At 32.0% G+C, this 20729-nt stretch carries 17 protein-coding genes; all 17 read left to right on the top strand.

All coding sequences use genetic code 11. From position 1 onward, the window contains the following. Window positions 1-16 precede the first annotated feature (16 nt). The 17 genes from DN392_RS14395 (at window position 17) to DN392_RS14315 (ending at window position 20723) form a co-directional block, all read left to right on the top strand. Window positions 17-1174, top strand: coding sequence for a glycosyltransferase family 4 protein (locus tag DN392_RS14395; protein WP_046957678.1), 1158 nt, complete (start codon window positions 17-19; stop codon window positions 1172-1174). After that, window positions 1159-2268, top strand: a complete 1110-nt coding sequence (locus tag DN392_RS14390) for a glycosyltransferase family 1 protein (protein ID WP_061672878.1) — start codon at window positions 1159-1161, stop codon at window positions 2266-2268. The genes DN392_RS14395 and DN392_RS14390 overlap by 16 nt, the downstream gene beginning before the upstream one ends. 5 nt (window positions 2269-2273) lie before the next feature. Next, entirely contained in the window at window positions 2274-3167 is an 894-nt protein-coding gene (locus tag DN392_RS14385; RefSeq protein WP_088321578.1) for a glycosyltransferase family 2 protein, read from the top strand. Window positions 3168-3200: 33 nt separating this feature from the next. Further along, on the top strand, window positions 3201-4265 hold the full coding sequence (locus DN392_RS14380; RefSeq protein ID WP_000154271.1) for an EpsG family protein: 1065 nt from the start codon (window positions 3201-3203) through the stop codon (window positions 4263-4265). Window positions 4266-4307: 42 nt separating this feature from the next. Next, window positions 4308-5456, top strand: coding sequence for a glycosyltransferase family 1 protein (locus DN392_RS14375; protein ID WP_000476157.1), 1149 nt, complete (start codon window positions 4308-4310; stop codon window positions 5454-5456). Window positions 5457-5518: 62 nt separating this feature from the next. Further along, a complete protein-coding gene (locus DN392_RS14370; protein WP_046957682.1) occupies window positions 5519-6721 on the top strand; it encodes a glycosyltransferase in 1203 nt (400 codons plus the stop codon). A gap of 67 nt (window positions 6722-6788) precedes the next feature. Continuing rightward, window positions 6789-7970, top strand: a complete 1182-nt coding sequence (locus DN392_RS14365) for a glycosyltransferase (protein WP_061672875.1) — start codon at window positions 6789-6791, stop codon at window positions 7968-7970. Between the two features lie 33 nt (window positions 7971-8003). Further along, a complete protein-coding gene (locus DN392_RS14360) occupies window positions 8004-9203 on the top strand; it encodes a glycosyltransferase (RefSeq protein WP_000727032.1) in 1200 nt (399 codons plus the stop codon). Window positions 9204-9343: 140 nt separating this feature from the next. Further along, window positions 9344-10522, top strand: coding sequence for a glycosyltransferase (locus DN392_RS14355; RefSeq protein ID WP_000832351.1), 1179 nt, complete (start codon window positions 9344-9346; stop codon window positions 10520-10522). A gap of 22 nt (window positions 10523-10544) precedes the next feature. Further along, complete coding sequence (locus DN392_RS14350; protein WP_001068408.1) at window positions 10545-11513, top strand: glycosyltransferase family 2 protein; 969 nt, start codon at window positions 10545-10547, stop codon at window positions 11511-11513. A gap of 73 nt (window positions 11514-11586) precedes the next feature. Beyond that, window positions 11587-13125 (top strand): lipopolysaccharide biosynthesis protein, encoded by a 1539-nt coding sequence (locus DN392_RS14345; protein WP_088321577.1) that lies wholly within the window; start codon window positions 11587-11589, stop codon window positions 13123-13125. A gap of 264 nt (window positions 13126-13389) precedes the next feature. After that, entirely contained in the window at window positions 13390-15720 is a 2331-nt protein-coding gene (locus DN392_RS14340) for a right-handed parallel beta-helix repeat-containing protein (RefSeq protein ID WP_048565862.1), read from the top strand. Window positions 15721-15965: 245 nt separating this feature from the next. Then, entirely contained in the window at window positions 15966-16580 is a 615-nt protein-coding gene (locus tag DN392_RS14335; protein ID WP_048565863.1) for a sugar transferase, read from the top strand. Further along, on the top strand, window positions 16577-17209 hold the full coding sequence (locus DN392_RS14330) for an acetyltransferase (protein WP_048565864.1): 633 nt from the start codon (window positions 16577-16579) through the stop codon (window positions 17207-17209). Before DN392_RS14335 ends, DN392_RS14330 begins: the two co-directional genes overlap by 4 nt. A gap of 16 nt (window positions 17210-17225) precedes the next feature. Further along, the gene (locus tag DN392_RS14325) at window positions 17226-18371 is read left to right on the top strand and encodes a DegT/DnrJ/EryC1/StrS family aminotransferase (RefSeq protein ID WP_002107861.1); all 1146 of its coding nucleotides are present in this window, start codon (window positions 17226-17228) and stop codon (window positions 18369-18371) included. A 274-nt stretch (window positions 18372-18645) separates the two neighbouring features. Further along, window positions 18646-20583, top strand: coding sequence for a lasso peptide isopeptide bond-forming cyclase (locus DN392_RS14320; protein ID WP_001274524.1), 1938 nt, complete (start codon window positions 18646-18648; stop codon window positions 20581-20583). Between the two features lie 14 nt (window positions 20584-20597). After that, a complete protein-coding gene (locus DN392_RS14315; RefSeq protein WP_000711189.1) occupies window positions 20598-20723 on the top strand; it encodes a paeninodin family lasso peptide in 126 nt (41 codons plus the stop codon). Window positions 20724-20729 lie beyond the last annotated feature (6 nt).

Genomic DNA, 20729 nt, shown 5'->3' with positions numbered 1-20729 from the left:
AAGACGGGTGCGTGGGATGGTGTCTAAAAAAGTTCTGTTTTGTGCAACTGTGGATTATCATTTTAAAGCATTTCATTTACCGTATTTGAAATGGTTTGCAGACCAAGGTTGGGAAGTACATGTTGCAGCGAATGGGAATATGCACCTTCCGTACGTAACTCAAAAATATAATATTCCTATTCAAAGATCTCCTCTTAGCATACAAAACCTTCATGCATATAAAAAACTAAAATCAATTATTCACCAAAATAAATATAAAATCATTCATTGTCATACGCCTATGGGAGGTGTAATTGCTCGAATAGCTGCCCGGAAAGCACGGCGGGAAGGGACAAAGGTAATATATACGGCGCATGGATTTCACTTTTGTAAAGGATCGCCGTTTATAAATTGGCTTTTATACTATCCAATCGAAAGAAGTTTAGCTACTACTACAGATTGTCTCATAACAATTAATCAAGAAGATTACAATTTAGCGGTTAAACATCGTTTTCAAGCTAAAGATATTAAACTCGTTCATGGTGTAGGGGTAGATATAGAACGATATGTTCCTGTTACTGAAAGTGAAAAGGAGAAAATAAGACATAAAAATGGTTATAAGTCTAAAGATTTTTTAATGTTTTATGCTGCTGAATTTAATAAGAATAAAAATCAAAGCTTTTTAATCCATGTATTAGCACAATTGAAAAATGAAATGCCACATGTAAAGCTTTTGCTTGCTGGAGAAGGTCCGTTAATGGAAGAGTGCAAAAAAATAGCGACGCAACTAGGTGTGAGTAGTATGGTGCACTTTCTTGGTTATAGAAATGATATAGCCCATTTGCTACTGATGTGTGATCTAGCTGTTGCATCCAGTTACAGGGAAGGTTTGCCAGTTAATATTATGGAAGCCATGGCTTGTGGACTTCCGGTTGTAGCTACAAGTAACCGAGGGCACAGGGAGTTAATTATTAATAATAAAAATGGTTGGACTATAGAACGCGATGACATAAAGACGATGGCTGAAAGAATCAATACTATTTCTAAAAATACTAAATTACAAGCGCAGTTTGGACAGTATGGACGTACTATTATTGCGAATGAATATTCAGTCAATGAAGTATTGAAAGAGAAAAAAGAAATTTATACAAGTTATATGGATGAAATGGAGGATTTAAATTGGGCACTCCATTAAGAGTATTACATGTAGTCGTAAATATGAATAGAGGCGGAGCCGAAACTTTAATTATGAATTTGTATCGTAATATAGACCGCTCAAAAGTACAATTTGATTTTTTAACTTGTAAAGAGGGAGTATTTGATGAAGAGATAGTAAAGTTGGGCGGGGAAGTTCATAGAATTCCATACGTTACAGATGTTGGTCATAGAGGTTATATAAAGGCTCTCAATACCTTCTTTAACTCTCATCCACAATATAAAATCATTCATTCACATATGGATAAAATGAGCGGATTTGTCCTTCGTTCAGCAAAAAAAGCAAGGGTGCCAGTTAGGATTGCGCATAGTCATAGTACAAGCAGTGAGGGTGGGGCTATAGCAAAAATATATAAATGGTATGCAGGAGCATTTATTACGTCGTGTGCTACACATTTTTTAGCGTGTTCAGTAGCTGCAGCGCAATGGTTGTTTGCTAATAGAGAAAGTGCAACAAAAATATTAAAAAATGGAATTGAATGTGATGAATTTACATTTAATCCAGACATTAGAGCGCAGGTAAGAAAAGAACTCAACCTTCATGGGGATGTTTTTGTGATTGGACACGTGGGAAGATTTGCGCATCCAAAAAATCATACTTTTTTAATTGATATTTTTGCTCAATTAATAGAATACAGGCCGAACTCTATTCTTCTATTAGTTGGAGATGGGCCGCTTCGATTAGAAATGAAGAAAAAAGTAGAGAAACTGAATCTAACAGATAAAGTTAAATTTTTAGGAATACGTAGTGATATTAATCGTTTATTACAAGCATTTGATACATTTATATTTCCATCTATTTATGAAGGTTTACCAGTTACTCTTATTGAAGCACAAGGGGCGGGTTTGCCATGTATTATATCGGACACTATTACACAAGATGTGGATTTGGGGTTGAATTTAGTTGAACAGTGTTCATTGTTAGAAATAAGAAATTGGGTAGGTCCATTACAAAATATAGCGAACAAGCAGGTATCGCGAAGTGTGGAACAAAATGTATTAGCTGAAAAAGGATACGATATAAAAAATATTACAAGGTTTATCCAAAAATTTTATGTAGCAGTATCGAGGTGAGCATATTGAAAAGGCTAACGATTTTTACCCCTACATATAATCGAGCATATTGTCTTCAGGGGTGTTATGAAAGTTTGAAGCAGCAAACGTGTAAAGATTTTATATGGTTAATTATAGATGATGGGTCTGATGATTATACAAAGGAGTTAGTGCAATCTTGGATTTCTGAAGATTGCATAAGCATACGGTATTACTGGCAAGTAAATCAAGGGATGCATGGTGCTCATAATGCAGCTTACGAGATGATTGATACAGAACTTAATGTATGTATTGATTCAGATGACTCAATGCCTAGTGACGCCGTAGAGAAAATTATTTCATTTTGGGATGAAAATGGAAGTGACCAAGTAAGTGGAATTATTGCTCTTGATTTATATAAAGATGGGACAGTAATTGGTTCAAAGCTACCATTAAATCTTAACCGTTCTACACTTTTTAATCTTTACAATAAACATGGTGTAACTGGAGATAAGAAATTAGTATATCGAACAGAACTCACTAGGAAGTATCCTTATCCGGTTTTTAAAAATGAAAAGTATGTAGGTTTGGCATATAAATACTATATGTTGGATCAGAAATATGAGATGTTACTCATGAACGAAGCACTTTGTTATGTTGAATATATGCCTGATGGTTCGTCGATGAATATGCTAAGTCAGTATTGTAAAAATCCAAAAGGTTTTGCTTTTTATCGTAAGGAACTGATGAAGCTACCATTTGCAAATAGATTGTTTAAATATAGACAAGCTGTACATTATGTATCAAGTAGCATTATTGCGGAGAATAAAAAATTTATAAAAGAGTCACCATGCAAAGTGCTTACCCTTTGTGCAGTGCCATTTGGGATTATTCTATATAGTTACATTACATTGAAAACAAGAATGAAAGTAAATATATAGAAATTTAATTAGGATTGATAAGAGGGAAGAATAATGACTATACTTTGGATGAATTTCTTTATAGTGTTCGTACTAGCGTTTTTTGCACGGTATTTTGCGATGCCAGTAACTTCAGAAAATGTGATGTTAAAACCGAATCGACTCTTGATTTTAATGGCGACGACCTCTCTTGTACTAGTATCTGGTTTTAGAAATAATATTGGTGATACGTATTTTTATATGCATGCTTTTACAGTTACTGATTTTAATTGGGATTATATTCAAAGTAGTAAGGACGTTGGATTTAGTATTTTACAAATGATTTTAAAAGTATATACGAATGATCCGCAAGTTTTGATTTTGATAACAGCTCTATTAACAAATATATTAATAGTAGCAGTTCTATATAAATATTCAAGAATGATTGAATTAAGTTTATATGTGTATATCGCATCCGGCATGTATTTAGTGTCAATGAATGGAGTAAGACAGTATTTAACTGCAGCGATTATTTTTACTGCTACAAAATATATTTTAGATGGGAATTGGAAGAGATATTTTTTGATTGTCCTATTTGCTTCTACTTTTCATCAAAGCGCCCTTGTATTAATTCCTATTTATTTTGTAGTCCGAAGAAAAGCATGGTCGACAATATCATTTATACTACTCTTTGTTGCGGTACTTATAGTAATAGGGTTTAATCAGTTTGCAGAAATTTTCTTTGCAACTATAGGGGATACACAATATGGTCACTATAAGGATTTTCAAGAAGGAGGAGCTAATATTCTTCGGGTTGCTGTGGATGCAATACCGCTCATTCTAGCTTATATTGGGAGACATAAATTAAGAGAGATTTTTCCGGAAAGTGATTATATCGTAAATATGGCATTGTTAGGTCTAGTTTTTATGATTATTTCAACTCAAAATTGGATTTTTGCAAGATTTTCCATATATTTTGGGCTATATCACTTGATATTGATATCGTGGGTTATAAAGTTATTTATAGAAAAGGATCAAAAGTTAATTTACTATGCAGTAATATTATGTTATTTTGTTTACTTTGTATTTGAACATATTATTACTTTAGGAATAGTTTATAAGAGTAGTTTTTGGGGATAAAATATATATTTGAAAATCGTTCTTAGATGGGAGTAATTTTCAATGTTTAAACAAGAACGACCAAAAAGAGTGTTACATATCGTTAGTGCGATGGACCGAGGTGGCGCTGAGACCTTATTAATGAATGTATATAGGAATATAGATAGAGAAATGGTGCAATTTGATTTTGTTTCCCATAAAAGTGAAGAAAGTGATTATGATAAGGAAATCATTGCGTTAGGTGGGAAAATACACCGAATATCTAGCTTAGGACAGCTAGGCCCTCTTTCATACATTAAAGAGCTTGTTAAGGTAATGTCTGATAATCAATATGTGGCGGCTCATGCACATACTGATTATCAGGGGGGGATTGTGGCTATTGCTGCTAAAATAGCTGGTATAAAAATAAGGATTTGTCATTCACATAGTAATAATTGGCCGATGGGATCGGGGGTAAAAGGGAAAGTTTTATTGAGTTTTTTACGAACAGTTATTACTTATGCAGGAACAAATTATTGTGCGTGCAGTGTAGAATCTGCACGTTTTTTATTTCAAAAAAACATTGATAATTCAAAGGTAAAGATAATGAAAAACGCAATAGATATTAATCAATTTATTAATGTAAATATGCAGGATGATAATAAAATAAGGAATGAATTCAATATACCAGTTGAACAGAAAGTGATTGGTCATATTGGGCGTTTTTCTGAATCTAAAAATCATATATTTATATTGAAAGTTTTCAATGAGGTATTAAAATATGATCCTAATTTTATGCTTGTTTTAGTAGGAGATGGTCCGTTACAGAAGTCTATTGAGCTAGAATCCAAAAGACTAGGTATCTATGAAAAAGTTAGATTTTTAGGAGTAAGAAAAGATATTCCAAGAATTATAAGGATGTTTGATGTTTTTCTTTTTCCGTCACTTTTTGAGGGATTTGGAATTGTTGCATTAGAAGCACAGTGTGCAGGTATTCCGTGTGTAGTGGCAAATACAATAACTAAAAATGTTGATATGGGATTAGGGATAGTATCATTTGTTAGCTTGGATGAAAATCTTAAAATATGGTCTGCAGAAATTCAAAAGGTTTTGGAAAAAGAAAAATTAAATACAGAAATAATAACTGATACAATCTCGAAGCTAGGTTTTGATATAAAGAGTAATATTCAAGAGTGGCTATTATTATATGGATTAGAGTATAGGGAATCATAGTTAAATGTAATTATTTTCATAAGAAGAAAACTAGTAAAATAAATCGGCTGAGGGAGTAAGAAATGAAAAAGAAAAAAATTCTCATTACATCATTTGATATGGCAATTGGTGGGGTAGAAAGAAGTTTAATTGGTTTGTTGAATACAATCGATTATAGCAAATATGATGTAGATTTAATGTTATTTAAACATGAGGGAGAGTTTCTTTTTTTATTACCTAAACTGCCTAATTTGTTAAGGGAAGTAAAACAATATACTACTTTTAGAAAATCAATTAAGCAAATATTGCAAGAAGGGCAAATTAAAATTGGAGTGGCAAGGACTTTTGGGAAAATTTTAGGAGATGTGCATGGGAGATATGTGAAAAGTGCAGAGGTTGGATATTTCGTTATTCAATATGGGTGGAGAATAACTTTACCCTTTATACCGAAACTGGAAGAGGAGTATGATGTAGCAATTAGTTTTTTATGGCCCCATTATTTTGTTGGGGATAAAGTTCGAGCGAAACGAAAGATTGGTTGGATTCATACAGATTATTCAAATATAAATCTGAATGCAAACATGGAGTATAAAATGTGGAGAAAAATGGATAACATCGTAGCAGTTTCAGAAGGATGTCGAGATTCATTTCTTAGTATTTTACCAAATGTAAATAAGAATGTTGAAATTATAGAAAATATATTATCTCCTGAGTTCGTACGTGAGCAAGCAGACAAGGGAGATGTTATGAAAGAATTACAGATGAAACCAGGAAAAATAAAGCTTGTTACTGTAGGACGGTTATCATATGCAAAAGGAATAGACATTGCTATGCATGCCTTAAGAAAGTTGTTAGATGAGGGATATGATATTGAATGGTATGTAGTTGGGTATGGAGTACAAGAAGTTGAACTTAGAAAGTTATTAGCTGAACTTAATCTGGAAAAACAATTTTTTTTATTGGGCAAAAAGACAAATCCCTATCCATATATAAAAGCATGTGATATATATGTGCAGCCATCAAGATATGAGGGGAAAGCTGTAACAGTTCGGGAAGCACAAATAATCGGAAAGCCAGTACTTATTACTAATTTTTCAACTGCTAAAAGTCAGGTACAGGATGGAATTGATGGATTAATAACTGAGATGGGGATAAACGGGTTAGTTAATGGGATTAAGAGGCTTATTGAAGATAAAGAATTAAGGGAAGCGCTGGTAGAAAATACTCTTAAAGGTGAGTATGGAAATCGTAATGAAATTAATAAATTATATGCATTATTTTCATAAAGGGAAATTTAGTAAATGATTTTTAATATTTTGAGCTCAATAAAAACACTTTAGGGTAGTGATAGTTATGAAGAAAAAAATTTTATTCGTTATAGATTCGCTACAAAGTGGAGGAGCTGAAAAAAGTTTGGTTTCTTTACTTTCTTTATTTGATTATACGAAATATGAAGTCGATTTGTTAATGTTTTCTGCTAGTGGATTGTATTTACCATTACTACCAAAACAGGTAAACGTTTTAGAAGTACCGAAAATTATTAAAAGACAGGCTGAGAAATTTAATTATTTAATTAAACATAAATACTTTAAAGAGTTATTTCTTAGAGTTGGGGCTTCTATATCTCTTAGAAATCCATACATAAATAAAAAATTACATGCAGCTCAAGTAGTTTGGAGATGGGTGTCTAGAGGGATGGATAGTTTAAAGATGGAATATGATGTTGCCATAGCTTATAGTCAAGGAATGCCAACATATTTTGTGGCAAATAAGGTTTACGCATGCAAAAAAATTGCCTGGGTGAATACTGATTATAGGTTAGCTGCATATAATAAAGATTTTGATTTGAAATATTATGAGGAATTTAATGAAATAGTAGCTGTGTCCGATGTTTGTAAGGAAGTATTGATTCAAGAAATTCCTAAAATAAAGTCGAAAATTCAGGTTGTCTATGATATTATATCGCCGACGTTAATTAAATCGATGGCAAATGAGAGTAAAGGATTTAGTGATCAGTTTGAGGGATTACGAATATTAACGATTGGTAGGTTAGTGTATGAAAAAGGATATGAATTGGCCATAGAAGCTTGTTATAAGTTAAAGCAAAAAGGGTATAGATTTAAGTGGTATGTAATTGGAGAAGGAAATCTTCAAAGTGAACTCGAGGATAGGATAAGTAAATATAATTTACACGATACTTTTATATTATTAGGTACATACAAGAATCCCTATCCCTTTATAAAACAAAGTGATATATATGTACAACCCTCTAGGTATGAAGGATATGGCTTGGCAATAGCAGAGGCTAGAATATTTCAAAAGCCTATAGTAGTAACCGATTTTATAACAGTTCATAATCAAATCAAACATAGACAGAATGGTGTAATAGTGAAGATGGATTCGGAAGCAATATATGAAGGGGTGAAAGAAATTATAGAAAACGGTTTGCTAAAAAAACGGTTGTGTGAAAATTTAAAGAAAGAGCAGGTTGGAACTGAAGAGGAAATTGAGAAGATATATGCTTCTTTCAATTAAAGGATTTTATAAAGAGAAAGAATAGGGGGAACTATGAAAAAGAAAATACTCTTTATGGTTATAAATATGAATATAGGTGGTACAGAGAAGGCCCTATTAAATATGGTAGCAGAAATCCCAAAAGACAAATATGAAGTGACAATTTTAATGTTAGAGAAAAAAGGAGATTTTTTAAATTTTATTCCAAAGGAGGTTCGTATTGAATATGTAAAGGATTATGAAGAAATGCAATATATATTAAATAGACCATCACGATTAGTTATAGCGGATCTTATAAAACAACGAAAAATTACAAAAGCGTTGCAACTGGCAGTGTTGTACGTAATCTCTAAGATTATGAAAGAACGGAGCGTTATTTTAAAATATTGTTTACAAAATTATGAAGATGTTTATAGAAATTATGATATTGCTATAGCTTATGCTGGACCCATGGATTTTATTAGTTACTTTGTGGCAAATAAAATCGAGGCTAGACGAAAGGTTCAATGGGTCCATTTCGATATTGAAAAAATATATTTTAATAAGTATTTTGTTAACAAAGTATATAAAAAGTTTCAACATGTTTTTGTAGTTTCAGATTTAGGAAAGATGAAACTTACTCAAACTGTCCCAGAATTGATAAATAAGACAGAAACTTTTTTTAATATTATTTCACCTGAAATGATATGTAAGATGGCAAATGAAGGAATTGGGTTTGTAGATGATTTTGAGGGAGTAAGAATCCTTACTGTTGGTAGATTGAGTATAGAGAAGGGACAGGATTTAACAATATCTGTGTTAGCTAAGCTGAAAGAAGCTGGCTACAATGTTAAATGGTATTGTATAGGAGATGGAAAGGAAAGAGGAATGTATGAAAAGCTTGTGAAAAATTACGATGTTCAAGGTGATTATATATTTTTAGGAGCAGTTTCGAATCCCTATCCATTTATGAAACAATGTGATATATATGTACAACCGTCTCGACATGAGGGATACTGTATAACACTTGCAGAAGCCAGATGTTTTAATAATCCAATTATTAGTACAAATTTTACAGGGGCAAGTGAACAGATAATCGATAACCACAATGGATTAATCGTTCAATTTGACGAGCAGCAAATGTATGATTCTATTGTACAAATATTAAGTGATAAATCGCTAGAAGGACGGTTGAGAAAAAATATAGAAAAGGAAGTGGTAGATACGAGAGAAGAGTTAAAAAAGTTATATAAAATAGCAAATTCTAATGTGTAACTTGTTTTAGAAGGTATTATTATCGTATTACAGAAATATGGACGGTTCATTATTATAAATTATGTTTGTTGTGAAAACATCTTTGAGAGGGTGTTTTTTTATTTTGTTATAAAACTTTTAGGTGGTAGAAGGAGACAGGTATGAAGAGAGTGCTATTTATGGTAAGTAGTATGAATATAGGTGGTGTAGAAAAATCACTTCTTTCTTTGTTATCTGTGATACCAAAAGAAAAGTATGATGTCACAGTATTGATGTTGGAGAAGCGAGGGGGATTTTTAAAACAATTACCAAGCTGGGTAAAGATAGAAGAAGTTACTTGGTTTGAAAATATAAAACCTAAAATTATGCAACCACCAAAGAAAACGATTAATGAGTATTTCGAAAATACAAGATATATTAAGGGTTTAAACTTTTTACTCACTTATGTGGTATCAAAAAAATTAAAGGATAGATATATTTTCTATAAAGAGATTTTTAAAGACATTCCACACAATAAGAATAAATATGATATTGCAATAGCATATCAAGGACCTACTGACATAATTGATTATTATATAGTTAATAGAGTAGCTTCAGAAAAGAAAATTTCTTGGATACATTTCGATGTTTTTCAACATCAAATTAATACAAAATTATATGAGAAATTATATGATCAGTTGGATAATATATATGTAGTTTCTAAAGAAGCACAAAAACATTTAATAGAGAAATTTCCTAAAGTAGAAAGTAAGACAAGTGTCTTTTTAAATATTGTACTTCCAGATTTAATAAATGAAATGGCGAAAGAAAAAGTAGAGTTTGATAATGGATATAAAGGTATAAAGATAGTAACAGTAGGTAGACTTTCAAAAGAAAAAGGTCAAGACCTTGCAATTAAAGTTTTATCAATGCTACGTAAGGAGGGATACGAAGTACGATGGTACTGTATCGGAGAAGGGGAGGATAGAGAGTATTATGAGACATTAATATGTAAGTATAATTTGAAACAGGATTTTCTATTATTAGGATCAGCAATAAATCCGTATCCATATGTAAATCAATCAGATATATATGTTCAAACCTCTAGGCATGAAGGGTATTGCCTCACGTTAGCTGAGGCGAAATGCTTAAAAAGACCTATTGTAACGACTAATTTTACAGGAGCATATGAGCAAATAAAAGATGGATATAATGGTTTTGTTGCTGAATGTAATGAGGAAAGTCTATATAACAAGATAAAATATCTTTTAGATCAACAAAGAGTGCGTGAAGAGGTCAAGACTAATTTGTTAGAAGAGGAATTTAACAACTTAGAAAAGGTAAATAGTTTTCTAAGTTAATTGCAAATGAAAGGGTGCAATTATGAATCCTAAAATTAGTATTATTGTTCCAGTTTATAAAGTTGAGCAGTATATTCATAAATGTATTGATTCTATATTAAAGCAAACGTTCAAAGAGTTTGAGCTGATACTTATTGATGATGGATCTCCTGATAGTTGTGGTGAGATTTGTGATGGGTATGCGACTCAAGATAGCCGAATTAAAGTAATCCATAAGGAAAATGGTGGATTATCTTCTGCAAGAAATGCTGGATTAGAAATAGCGCAGGGAGATTATATAGGATTTGTTGATAGTGATGATTGGATAGAAGTGGATATGTATGAATTGTTATATAGTATGTGTGTAGAACAGGAGTGTGATATAGCTATTTGTAGTAGTGAAATTCATTACAATGATAAAACGGTAATTTCAAGCAGCCAACCGTTCGTTATTCATGATAGATATAGCGCGATGAGAGCGATGCTAGAAGGGGATTTGTATGATGAAGTTGTTTGGACTAAACTTTTCAAAAGACAGTTATTAGAGGGTATTAAATTTCCAGTAGGTATGTCATATGAAGATACAGCATTTACATATAAAGTTATTCATAAGTGTAACAAAGTATGTTTCATAGGAGAACCTAAATATCATTATATAAAGCGTGATAATAGTATGATGGATCAGGCTGTAAAAGAGATTAAAATTGACTCAGTCTTAATTTATGATGAAATGTGTAAATTTATGGAGCGATATTATAAGGAGTTATATAACTTAGTTATATTAAAACTAGGAAATTGTTCGATGGTAGTATTAAATTTAATATCATTAAGTGGAAGACTTAATGAGCATAAGAGTAAATATTATAAGGTTATTGGTATATTGAATCGTTATTTTTATAAAACAATGCGTTTAAAAGAGTATGGGAAAAGTGTAAAGTTTTTATTATTGGCGACCAAGTTACATCCATTATTGTATAAATTTTTAATTAATAATTTTGCAAAAAGGGGATGAGGATCGTCCAGAATAATATAATCTGAATATTCATCTCTCGATAGTTTAGTTTAACTTATGAAGGGGATTAATCATGCGAACGATGCATTCAATCAAGAATATATCAATAAGTATATTTTCTCAAATGGTTATTGTTATTCTGGGATTTATATCTAGGAAGGTTTTTTTGGATAGTTTAGGAATAGAGTATTTAGGGATAGATGGCTTGTTAATTAATGTTTTATCTATGTTAGTGTTAATTGAAGCTGGTATAGGAGCGAGTATAGTATACAATTTGTATAAACCATTAGCAGAAAATAATCAGTATAAAATTATAGCTCTTGTTCAATTATATAAAAAAATTTATCAGATTTTAGCAATCATTATTTTAGTAATAAGTGCTATGATATATCCCTTTTTAAGTTATTTAATGGAAGACGGGGCGTCTATATCGAATATTGCGATAATCTATTCGATATTCGTGGTGAAAAATGTAGTTACCTATTTAAATGCTCATAAGAGGTCTTTAATACAAGCTGATCAAAGAGGATACATATTGGCTAGGGTGGATCTCTTATTCCAAGTGGTAACTACAATATTTAAAATATTTATACTAATGTACACAAAAAATTATATATTGTATTTAATTATAGAGTTGAGTATATATGTAATTCAAAATGTCGTAAACGGTAGGAGTGTGAATAAGAACTATCCTTATATAAAGACAAAAAAGAAGTATTCTATAGATAATGATACGAAAGAAAAATTAATTATAAATGTAAAGGCGATGTTTTTGCATAATATTGGAGGATATATTGTATTTGGAACGGATAATATACTGATTTCATCTTTTGTAGGTCTTGCTATGGTTGGGATATATTCGAACTATACAATGATAATAAATCAATTAGCAGCTGTAGTAAATCCTATATTAAATGGAATTGAAGCAAGTGTAGGAAATCTAATTGCAACTGAGAATAATGACAAAAATTATGCAATATTTAAAGTGACTTATTTAGTGAATTTTTGGATCTTTTCTTTTTGTACCATATTTTTATTTAATCTGTTAGAGCCATTTATAGGGTGGTGGCTTGATAAGAAGTATTTATTAAATAACATAGTTTTTGTAGTGATACTCATTAACTTTTATTTAACAGGGATGCGAACCGCGATAGCTATTTTTAAAAATAAAGCGGGATTATTTGTACAAGATAAGTATATTCCATTAGTTGAAGCGATAATCAATTTAAGTTTATCTATTCTATTAGCTAACATGTTTGGGTTGGTAGGTATATTCATAGGAACGGCGATTAGTACAATTGCTACTGTATTTTGGATTCAGCCTTATATTGTATATAAAAATCTTTTTAAGAAATCAGTTTGGAAGTATTTTATAACATATGTATTTTATATGTTTTTAACTATCGTAACAGGTTTCATTACTACAAGTATATGTAATTATTTTATAGAAGGTAGTACCTTTATTTCGTTAGTCGAAAAAGGTTTGATTTGCTTATTAGTACCAAATGTAATATACGTTTTAATTTTTTATAAAAGCACAGAATTTCAATATATAAGGAATATCTTTAGTATGATGTTTTTACAAATTAAAAAGAAACGAAACGTTATTTAGGTATAAAAAGTATGGACATTATATTGGTTTGAATTATTAAGGAAGTATATTGTTGTTGAAGCCTGTTAGTATGAAATGAAACTTGATTTTAATTAGAAAACGTGAATCATTAGCCCTAACATAGTATTTATATAATGCATAGTATTCTATTAAAGGGATACGTATGTAAGCATAATATAAAATATTTGTCCCCATGCACTGATAGGAGTTTGAATTTTCTGTCAAAATTCAACTTCTATCTTAGTTGGAGGTTATATATAAATCATGGCAAAATTTCAAGTGACATGTGTTTTGAAAGGGAATCTGCCTGTGTTAAGCGAGGGAGAATTTTGTTTTTGTATAGATACTTGTGAGTTATTTATTGGGACGAAAAAAGGGAATGTAAAAGTATCAACGGAGAATAAATTTGAGAGGTTAGTAAGTAAACTTAAAAGCAATACATTTGGAAGTTCTAAGTCTAGAAAATCACTGATTGGAGAAACAGAATCTGCTAATGTGGTTTCGGGCACGTATTTTCTTGAGTTAGAGAGATGGAATGTTAAAAATGATGGAACGGACGCGGATAATACTTCTAAAGGGATTAATAATGCATTATCATGGGCATCTCAACAAGGATTTATAGAAGTTGTTTTACCCATGGGGACATATTTAATTGATGAAAATACACCAATTGAGCCACAAAGCTTTATGACTTTAAATTTAGGTGGATCAACTTTAAAAATAAGAAGTAATGGATTAGTTAAATATGCAATCGTACGATATCAAAGAAATCAAAAATTTTCTCGGGTTACCAATGGAAGGGTTGAAGGAGATAAAGATACACACGATTATACAACGATTCCTCATACTCATGAATGGGGATATGGGATTGAAGTAGGAAATACCACTCCTGCTGAGGGGAGTAATTTGAATTATATTTCAATAGATAATATAGAAATTTTAAATTGTACTGGCGATGGGATAGCAATGGAAAGTACATGGGGACAAATTGGAGAATATGATTTTGCCGGTACATTTGAAATGGGGGGGATTAGTGATGTCAATGGTTCCCTAATAGTAGATGATAATAAAATTAGATCCAATTTAAAAATAGATTTACATCATAGTAGCATTATAAAATGGGGATATTTCGGTTTGTATGGAGATGGCTATGGTGGAATTGGTTCAGAAATATATACAGAATTATATGATGTGTTATTTTATAAAGCTGATAATACTTTTGTAACGGCTGCGAATAGAGTAAAGTTTTTTGAAGAAGTGAGTGTTCCAAAAGAAGCAGATTATGCAAAAATAGTTCTTCATCAAGGTACAATACCTACAGAAAACGGTTGTAAAATAACTGTTAGAATTCCGGAATTTCCCCGAAATGTATTTATTGAAAAATGTAAAATACATGATTGTAGAAGGCTTGGGGTAAGTGTATCTGGAGCGAAACAAATTTATATTAGAGATTGTGAAATTTACAAAATGAAAGGTACAGCACCTCAGGGAGCAATAGATATTGAAGATGGATATCGATTAAATCAATATATAAACATTGAGCGTAATAACATATATGATAATCAGGGATATAACGTTGTTGTAGTCGGTGGTAGATATATTAATATCATTCAAAATAAATTAGCTAATAATTCATTAGTAGTAGGTGAAAATGTAGAGAAAGTGATTATAAACAATAATCACTTAAGGGAAGTAAGTTGTGTTTTAAGCGGAGAAGTAACTTTTACGAATAATCAAATGTATGCTACTCGAGTCACGATAGATCAAGGAGATAAGGAAGCGCTTATTGGTAACTGTATTTTCCATAATAGCGCATTGTTAATGGGAAGAGATAAAGCATATTGTATTCAAGTCAACCAATGTGAATTTTTTAGTGATCGAGATTTATTTCATTCTTTTTCACAGTTAGGTTCAATAATTGGTTTTTCAGCAGAACCGCAAACTATATCAAATTGTGTTATTAAAGGAGGGGCTGTAGAGGGTACAAGTTTGACAGGCGTATCACCTGGTATGAAAAATGGATGGAGATTAAATAATATTTCTTTTATAGATACGAAACACCCGCAAGGAATCATTACGAATTTACCGCCAGGAGTATATACGGGATGTAAATTTGAGAACAGCGGTACAATATCATTTGTTACAAAAACTCCTCAAGCAGAATATGAATTTAATGGATGTTCATTTAGTTGGGATGCCTATAATCTTTTTACTGTTGAGTCTTCTCAAAGGATATCGATGCTAAAAGTGAAAAATAGTAATTTTAGAGGGGGAAGATGGGGCTCAGCATTTTTTTTATGGGACATTGGGGGAAGAATAGAATTTAGTAATAATGCATTTGAATACCTTAATTCGGAATCGACAGACAGTATAATGAATTTTTGGAATGAAACATTTACGAGTGAGTTTATGTTAATAGAAAATAATATATTTAGGTCAAATAAAAGTATGATAGGCGTGAATGCAAATCAGATTTCATCCTCAATCACTTTGATTTTTAAAGATAATATTGTGGAGACAGTAGTTATAAAGTTAAGGGATGAACATATAAAAAAGGATAATTATATTAATGGCGTCTTTGATCCGTACATGTAAAGTTATAGGAACTAATGGAGTAACAGGTCCTTTGTAAATAAGTAGTGATACCGTATGGGAATATTCACATAGGCTAGCTATGTTTAAACTATTTGATGAGATAGAATTAATGAAAGATGACGTAATGAAACAAAACAAGGGGTAACTAACTGTAGTTGCCCCTTGTTTTGTTTCATTGCATATAAAGTTCTAAATGGTCCTTCGTGTTAGGAGTATTAAACGTAAATAAGTAAGGAGGATAGTACATGAAAAGAATTTTTGATGTATGTATTTCTTTATTGTTATTATTTGTATGTTTGCTTCCTATTCTTGTTGTAGCAATTTTAGTTAGGATGAAATTAGGATCACCTGTACTGTTTAAACAACAGCGTCCAGGACTGCATGGAAAATCGTTTAATGTTTATAAGTTTAGAACTATGCTAGATAAGAAGGATAGCGATGGGGAATTACTTCCAGATCAAAATAGATTGACTACTTTTGGAGAAATTCTTAGAAAATATAGTTTAGATGAGTTACCCCAACTTATGAATGTTGTAAGGGGTGATTTAAGTTTAGTAGGTCCACGACCATTATTGATGGAATACTTACCCCTATATTCTAGTAAACAGGCTAAAAGGCATAATGTAAAACCGGGAATTACGGGATGGGCACAAATAAATGGTAGGAATTTGATTACCTGGGAAGAAAAATTTGAATTGGATGTATGGTATGTGGAGAATCGCTCTTTTTTATTAGACTTGAAAATAATTGTACTTACAATATTAAAAGTATTTAAAACAGAGGGAATAAACCATGTAGGGCATGTGACAATGGAGCGATTTACTGGAGGGAAAATAGAAATAAAGGGGGAGGGAAAATGAAAATTTTAATAATAGGATGTGGTGGGCATAGCAAGGTTGTGAGGGATATAATCTTATCAAATGAAGGATATGAAATAGTCGGTTATTTAGATGATTTGTATACAGGTATAAATATTGTAGATAATCTTTATTTTGGAACAATTGCAGATGCAAGGGAAATTATCAATAATTTTAATGATGTAAAGCTCGTTATTGCTATAGGAAATAATAAAATAAGAAGGGAAATTGCAGAAATATTAAATCAACAAAGTAGCATATATGCTACTTTAATTCATAAAACAGCCATTATAAGTTCAAATGCTTATATAGGAAACGGAACGGTAATTATGCCAAATGTGGTTGTTAATGCGGATACTTTCATCGGTAACCATACTATAATAAATACGGGCTCAATAATAGAACATGATAATATAATTGATGATTTTGTTCATATTTCACCACATGCTACACTTACAGGTTCTGTCACTATAGCAGAGGGGGCACATATAGGAGCATCAGCTACTATAATTCCAGGTGTTCAAATTGGTAAGTGGTCGATTGTTGGAGCTGGTTCTGTTGTCATAAATGATTTTCCATCTAATTGTACTGCTGCTGGTATTCCAGCCAAAGTTATTAATGTAGTAAATTGAGAGGAGATGAAGAATGATGATAAAAAATAAGGAGAAAATCTATCTTTCCTCTCCACACATGAGCGGAAATGAACAAAAATATATAAAAGATGCCTTTGACTCAAATTGGATTGCACCTCTTGGTCCAAATGTAGATGAATTTGAAAGAGAGCTTGCTTCTTTTGTAGGAGTTAAAGGTGGGGCTGCGGTTAGTTCAGGTACTGCTGCCATTCATCTAGCTTTGCGATTATTAGACGTTCAAAAGGGAGATACAGTATTTTGTTCAAGTTTCACTTTTGTAGCGAGTGCGAATCCGATTGTTTATTTGGGAGCTGAACCGGTATTTATTGACTCAGAACCAGAAACATGGAATATGTCACCGCAAGCTCTAGCACTTGCGTTGCATACTGCTGATAAAGCAGGAGAATTACCTAAGGCTGTCATTCTTGTTCATTTATATGGTCAGAGTGCAAAATTAGATGAAATTCTTTCGCTTTGTAATCACTATGATGTCCCTATAATTGAGGATGCAGCAGAATCTCTAGGCTCTACATATAAAGGAAAGGCAAGTGGTACATTCGGGAGGTTTGGGATTTATTCATTTAACGGAAATAAAATTATTACAACTTCGGGCGGTGGAATGCTAGTTTCTGATGATGTGGAAGCGTTAGAACAGGCGAGATTTTTAGCGACTCAAGCAAGAGATTTAGCATCTCATTATCAGCATAGTCAAGTAGGTTACAATTATAGAATGAGTAATATATTAGCTGGTATTGGGAGAGGGCAATTAGAAGTGTTAGAAGATAGAGTGAGCTCTAGAAGGCGTATATTTAAGCAATATTATGAAGAGTTATCTCATATACCGGGATTTTGTTTTATGCCAGAATTAGAAAATACTCGTTCGAACCGTTGGCTTACAACTATGATGATGGATGAAAAGGAATCTGGCATCTCTATTGAAAAAATAGTAACAACTTTAGCTGAAGAGAATATTGAAGCGCGTCCTACTTGGAAGCCACTACATATGCAGCCGCTCTTTAAAGAATATAAGTATTATTCTCATCAGAAAGATAATGATGTATCTAAAAAATTATTTGAAAATGGGATTTGTCTTCCTTCTGGATCCAATATGACAGATGAGGATCAACGTAGAGTTATTCAATCTATAGTAAATATTATATAGCAAGCAAAAATTTACAGAAAAACAAGTGAATCGAAGTTCATTATTAAGAATATAACTCCTTGAATATGGATTATATTAACATTGGTTATTGACGAGAAGGGGACGTAATGATAATTTAAACATAAATATACCTTGATTTATAAGTGAATTAGAGTGCGGAATTGAAATGTGTATTATTGTTCTTTAAAAAGAATATAACTGGAAAGAGAAAGGTTCATGAAATAAATAAAACAAAATATTTGCAGTAACTTGTTGTATAGGAGGGAGGGGAAAAATGAGCGCTATAACTGGCATTATTCACTTTAATAATGAACCTGTATCAATTGAACATGGAACACGATTAATGAGTGGTTTACAAAAGTATCCTGCTAATGATATTCAAATATGGCACAAAGAAAATGCTTTTCTAGGGTGTCACGCACAATGGATTACACCCGAGTCAGTTGGTGAACAATTACCATTCTATAATTATGAAAAACAACTGGCAATTACCGCAGATGCTATTATTGATAATCGTTATGAGTTGTTTGAAAAATTACAAGTAGATTATGTAGATAGAAAAAACATGACAGACAGTGAATTGATTTTATTATCTTATCAGAAATGGGGAGAAGCAGCACCGAAATATTTGGTGGGCGATTTTGCTTTTATGATTTGGGATGAGAAAAAACAAATGCTTTTTGGTGCTAGGGATTTTTCGGGAAGCCGAACTCTTTATTTTTATCGTAGTGAGGAAAGGTTTGCTTTTTGCTCTATTATAAATCCACTATTTTCTCTACCAGAAGCTGAGAGAAAATTGAATGAACAGTGGCTTGCTGAATTTTTAGCAATACCTGTGAATTTTGAATCAGTAGATCCTTCTTCAACGGTATATAAAACTGTTGAGCAAATTCCACCTTCCCATGCTGTTATTGTAAAAAATGGGAAAGTGAAGTTATTGAGATACCATACACCAATTATTGGAGAAAGGCTTCAACTCAAATCGAACGAAGAGTATGAAGAAGCGTTTTTGGAAGTGTATCAAAATGCGATAAGATCACGTTTACGCACTCATCATCAAGTAGGGGCTCATTTGAGTGGAGGACTTGACTCGGGTTCTGTAGTTAGCTTTGCTGCACGAGATTTAAGTGCAGCAAATAAACGTCTACATACATATAGTTATGTCCCGGTAAAGGGGTTTGTAGATTGGACGCATAGAAGTAGAATAGCTGATGAACGACCTTTTATTCAATCAACTGTACAGCATGTAGGAAATATTAAGGAACATTATTTAGATTTTGAAGGAAGAAGTCCTCTATCAGAAATAGATGATTGGCTTGAAATTCTAGAGATGCCATACAAATTCTTCGAGAATACTTTTTGGCTTAGGGGAATCTATGAGGAGGCCCGGTTACAGGGGATTGGAGTACTCTTAAATGGACAGAGAGGAAACTGGACGGTGTCATGGGGATCGGCTGTGGACTATCAAGCTATGCTTTTGAAAAAGATGAATTTGCGTCGCTTTTTGCAAGAGTTATATTCGTATAGTAAAAATATTGGTGTAAAGAAATCGCGAGTATTTTCAGTAGTGAAAAAAAAGGCATTTCCGTTTTTGAATCGAATATCTTCATCGAAAAATCAAATCGTTTTCCCAAGATTTATTAATCCAGAATTTGCAAATAGAATGAATGTGTTCGATAAGCTTCTAGAGCATGATGTTGATATAACAGGAACCTCTATAACAGATGTATATGAAATAAAAAAAAGGCAATTTGACCAGTTATATTATTGGAATATAACTGGTACATACGGATCTAAATTATCTTTGCGCTATTCTTTATGGGATCGAGATCCAACGAATGATTTACGGGTTGTTAAATTTTGTTTAGCTGTTCCAGAAGAACAATACGTTCAAAATGGTGTAGATCGGGCACTAATTCGAAGAGCAACCAAAAATTATTTGCCTGATAAAGTAAGGTTAAATCAACTTACTCGAGGTGTTCAAGGTTCTGATGGTGTTTATCGTATGACGCATCAATGGAGTGGATTTATTGAAGAGCTTGAGCAGCTTAGTAAGGATCCTATAATTTCAGAATTCTTGGATATAGAGGTTATTAGAACTGCGATTTCTAAGATTAAAGAAGAACCCCATCCAGAATATGCATTTGATTTAGATTTTCGAATTTTAATGCGTAGTTTAATAGTATATCGATTTATGAAGAAAATTATTTGAAGGGAGGTGACATAATGAAAAAAGATTGGACAATTCCTACACTGGAAGTACTTGATATTAATATGACAATGGCTGGACCGGGACTTAAAACACCGGATGCTGTTCAACCAGATGTTGATGAAGTAGTGCACTATAGTTAATTCATC

The sequence above is a fragment of the Bacillus sp. BB51/4 genome (assembly GCF_008368845.1).
GTDB lineage: Bacteria > Bacillota > Bacilli > Bacillales > Bacillaceae_G > Bacillus_A > Bacillus_A wiedmannii.
This window is presented reverse-complemented; position numbering and strand designations above follow the sequence as displayed.

Bases quoted from the DNA above. Each gene is read 5' to 3' on its own strand.
- DN392_RS14395 (WP_046957678.1), top strand. From the start codon at position 17: ATGGTGTCTAAAAAAGTTCTGTTTTGTGCAACTGTGGATTATCATTTT.
- DN392_RS14380 (WP_000154271.1), top strand. From the start codon at position 3,201: ATGACTATACTTTGGATGAATTTCTTTATAGTGTTCGTACTAGCGTTT.
- DN392_RS14375 (WP_000476157.1), top strand. From the start codon at position 4,308: ATGTTTAAACAAGAACGACCAAAAAGAGTGTTACATATCGTTAGTGCG.
- DN392_RS14370 (WP_046957682.1), top strand. From the start codon at position 5,519: ATGAAAAAGAAAAAAATTCTCATTACATCATTTGATATGGCAATTGGT.
- DN392_RS14365 (WP_061672875.1), top strand. From the start codon at position 6,789: ATGAAGAAAAAAATTTTATTCGTTATAGATTCGCTACAAAGTGGAGGA.
- DN392_RS14360 (WP_000727032.1), top strand. From the start codon at position 8,004: ATGAAAAAGAAAATACTCTTTATGGTTATAAATATGAATATAGGTGGT.
- DN392_RS14355 (WP_000832351.1), top strand. From the start codon at position 9,344: ATGAAGAGAGTGCTATTTATGGTAAGTAGTATGAATATAGGTGGTGTA.
- DN392_RS14350 (WP_001068408.1), top strand. From the start codon at position 10,545: ATGAATCCTAAAATTAGTATTATTGTTCCAGTTTATAAAGTTGAGCAG.
- DN392_RS14345 (WP_088321577.1), top strand. From the start codon at position 11,587: ATGCGAACGATGCATTCAATCAAGAATATATCAATAAGTATATTTTCT.
- DN392_RS14340 (WP_048565862.1), top strand. From the start codon at position 13,390: ATGGCAAAATTTCAAGTGACATGTGTTTTGAAAGGGAATCTGCCTGTG.
- DN392_RS14335 (WP_048565863.1), top strand. From the start codon at position 15,966: ATGAAAAGAATTTTTGATGTATGTATTTCTTTATTGTTATTATTTGTA.
- DN392_RS14330 (WP_048565864.1), top strand. From the start codon at position 16,577: ATGAAAATTTTAATAATAGGATGTGGTGGGCATAGCAAGGTTGTGAGG.
- DN392_RS14325 (WP_002107861.1), top strand. From the start codon at position 17,226: ATGATAAAAAATAAGGAGAAAATCTATCTTTCCTCTCCACACATGAGC.
- DN392_RS14320 (WP_001274524.1), top strand. From the start codon at position 18,646: ATGAGCGCTATAACTGGCATTATTCACTTTAATAATGAACCTGTATCA.
- DN392_RS14315 (WP_000711189.1), top strand. From the start codon at position 20,598: ATGAAAAAAGATTGGACAATTCCTACACTGGAAGTACTTGATATTAAT.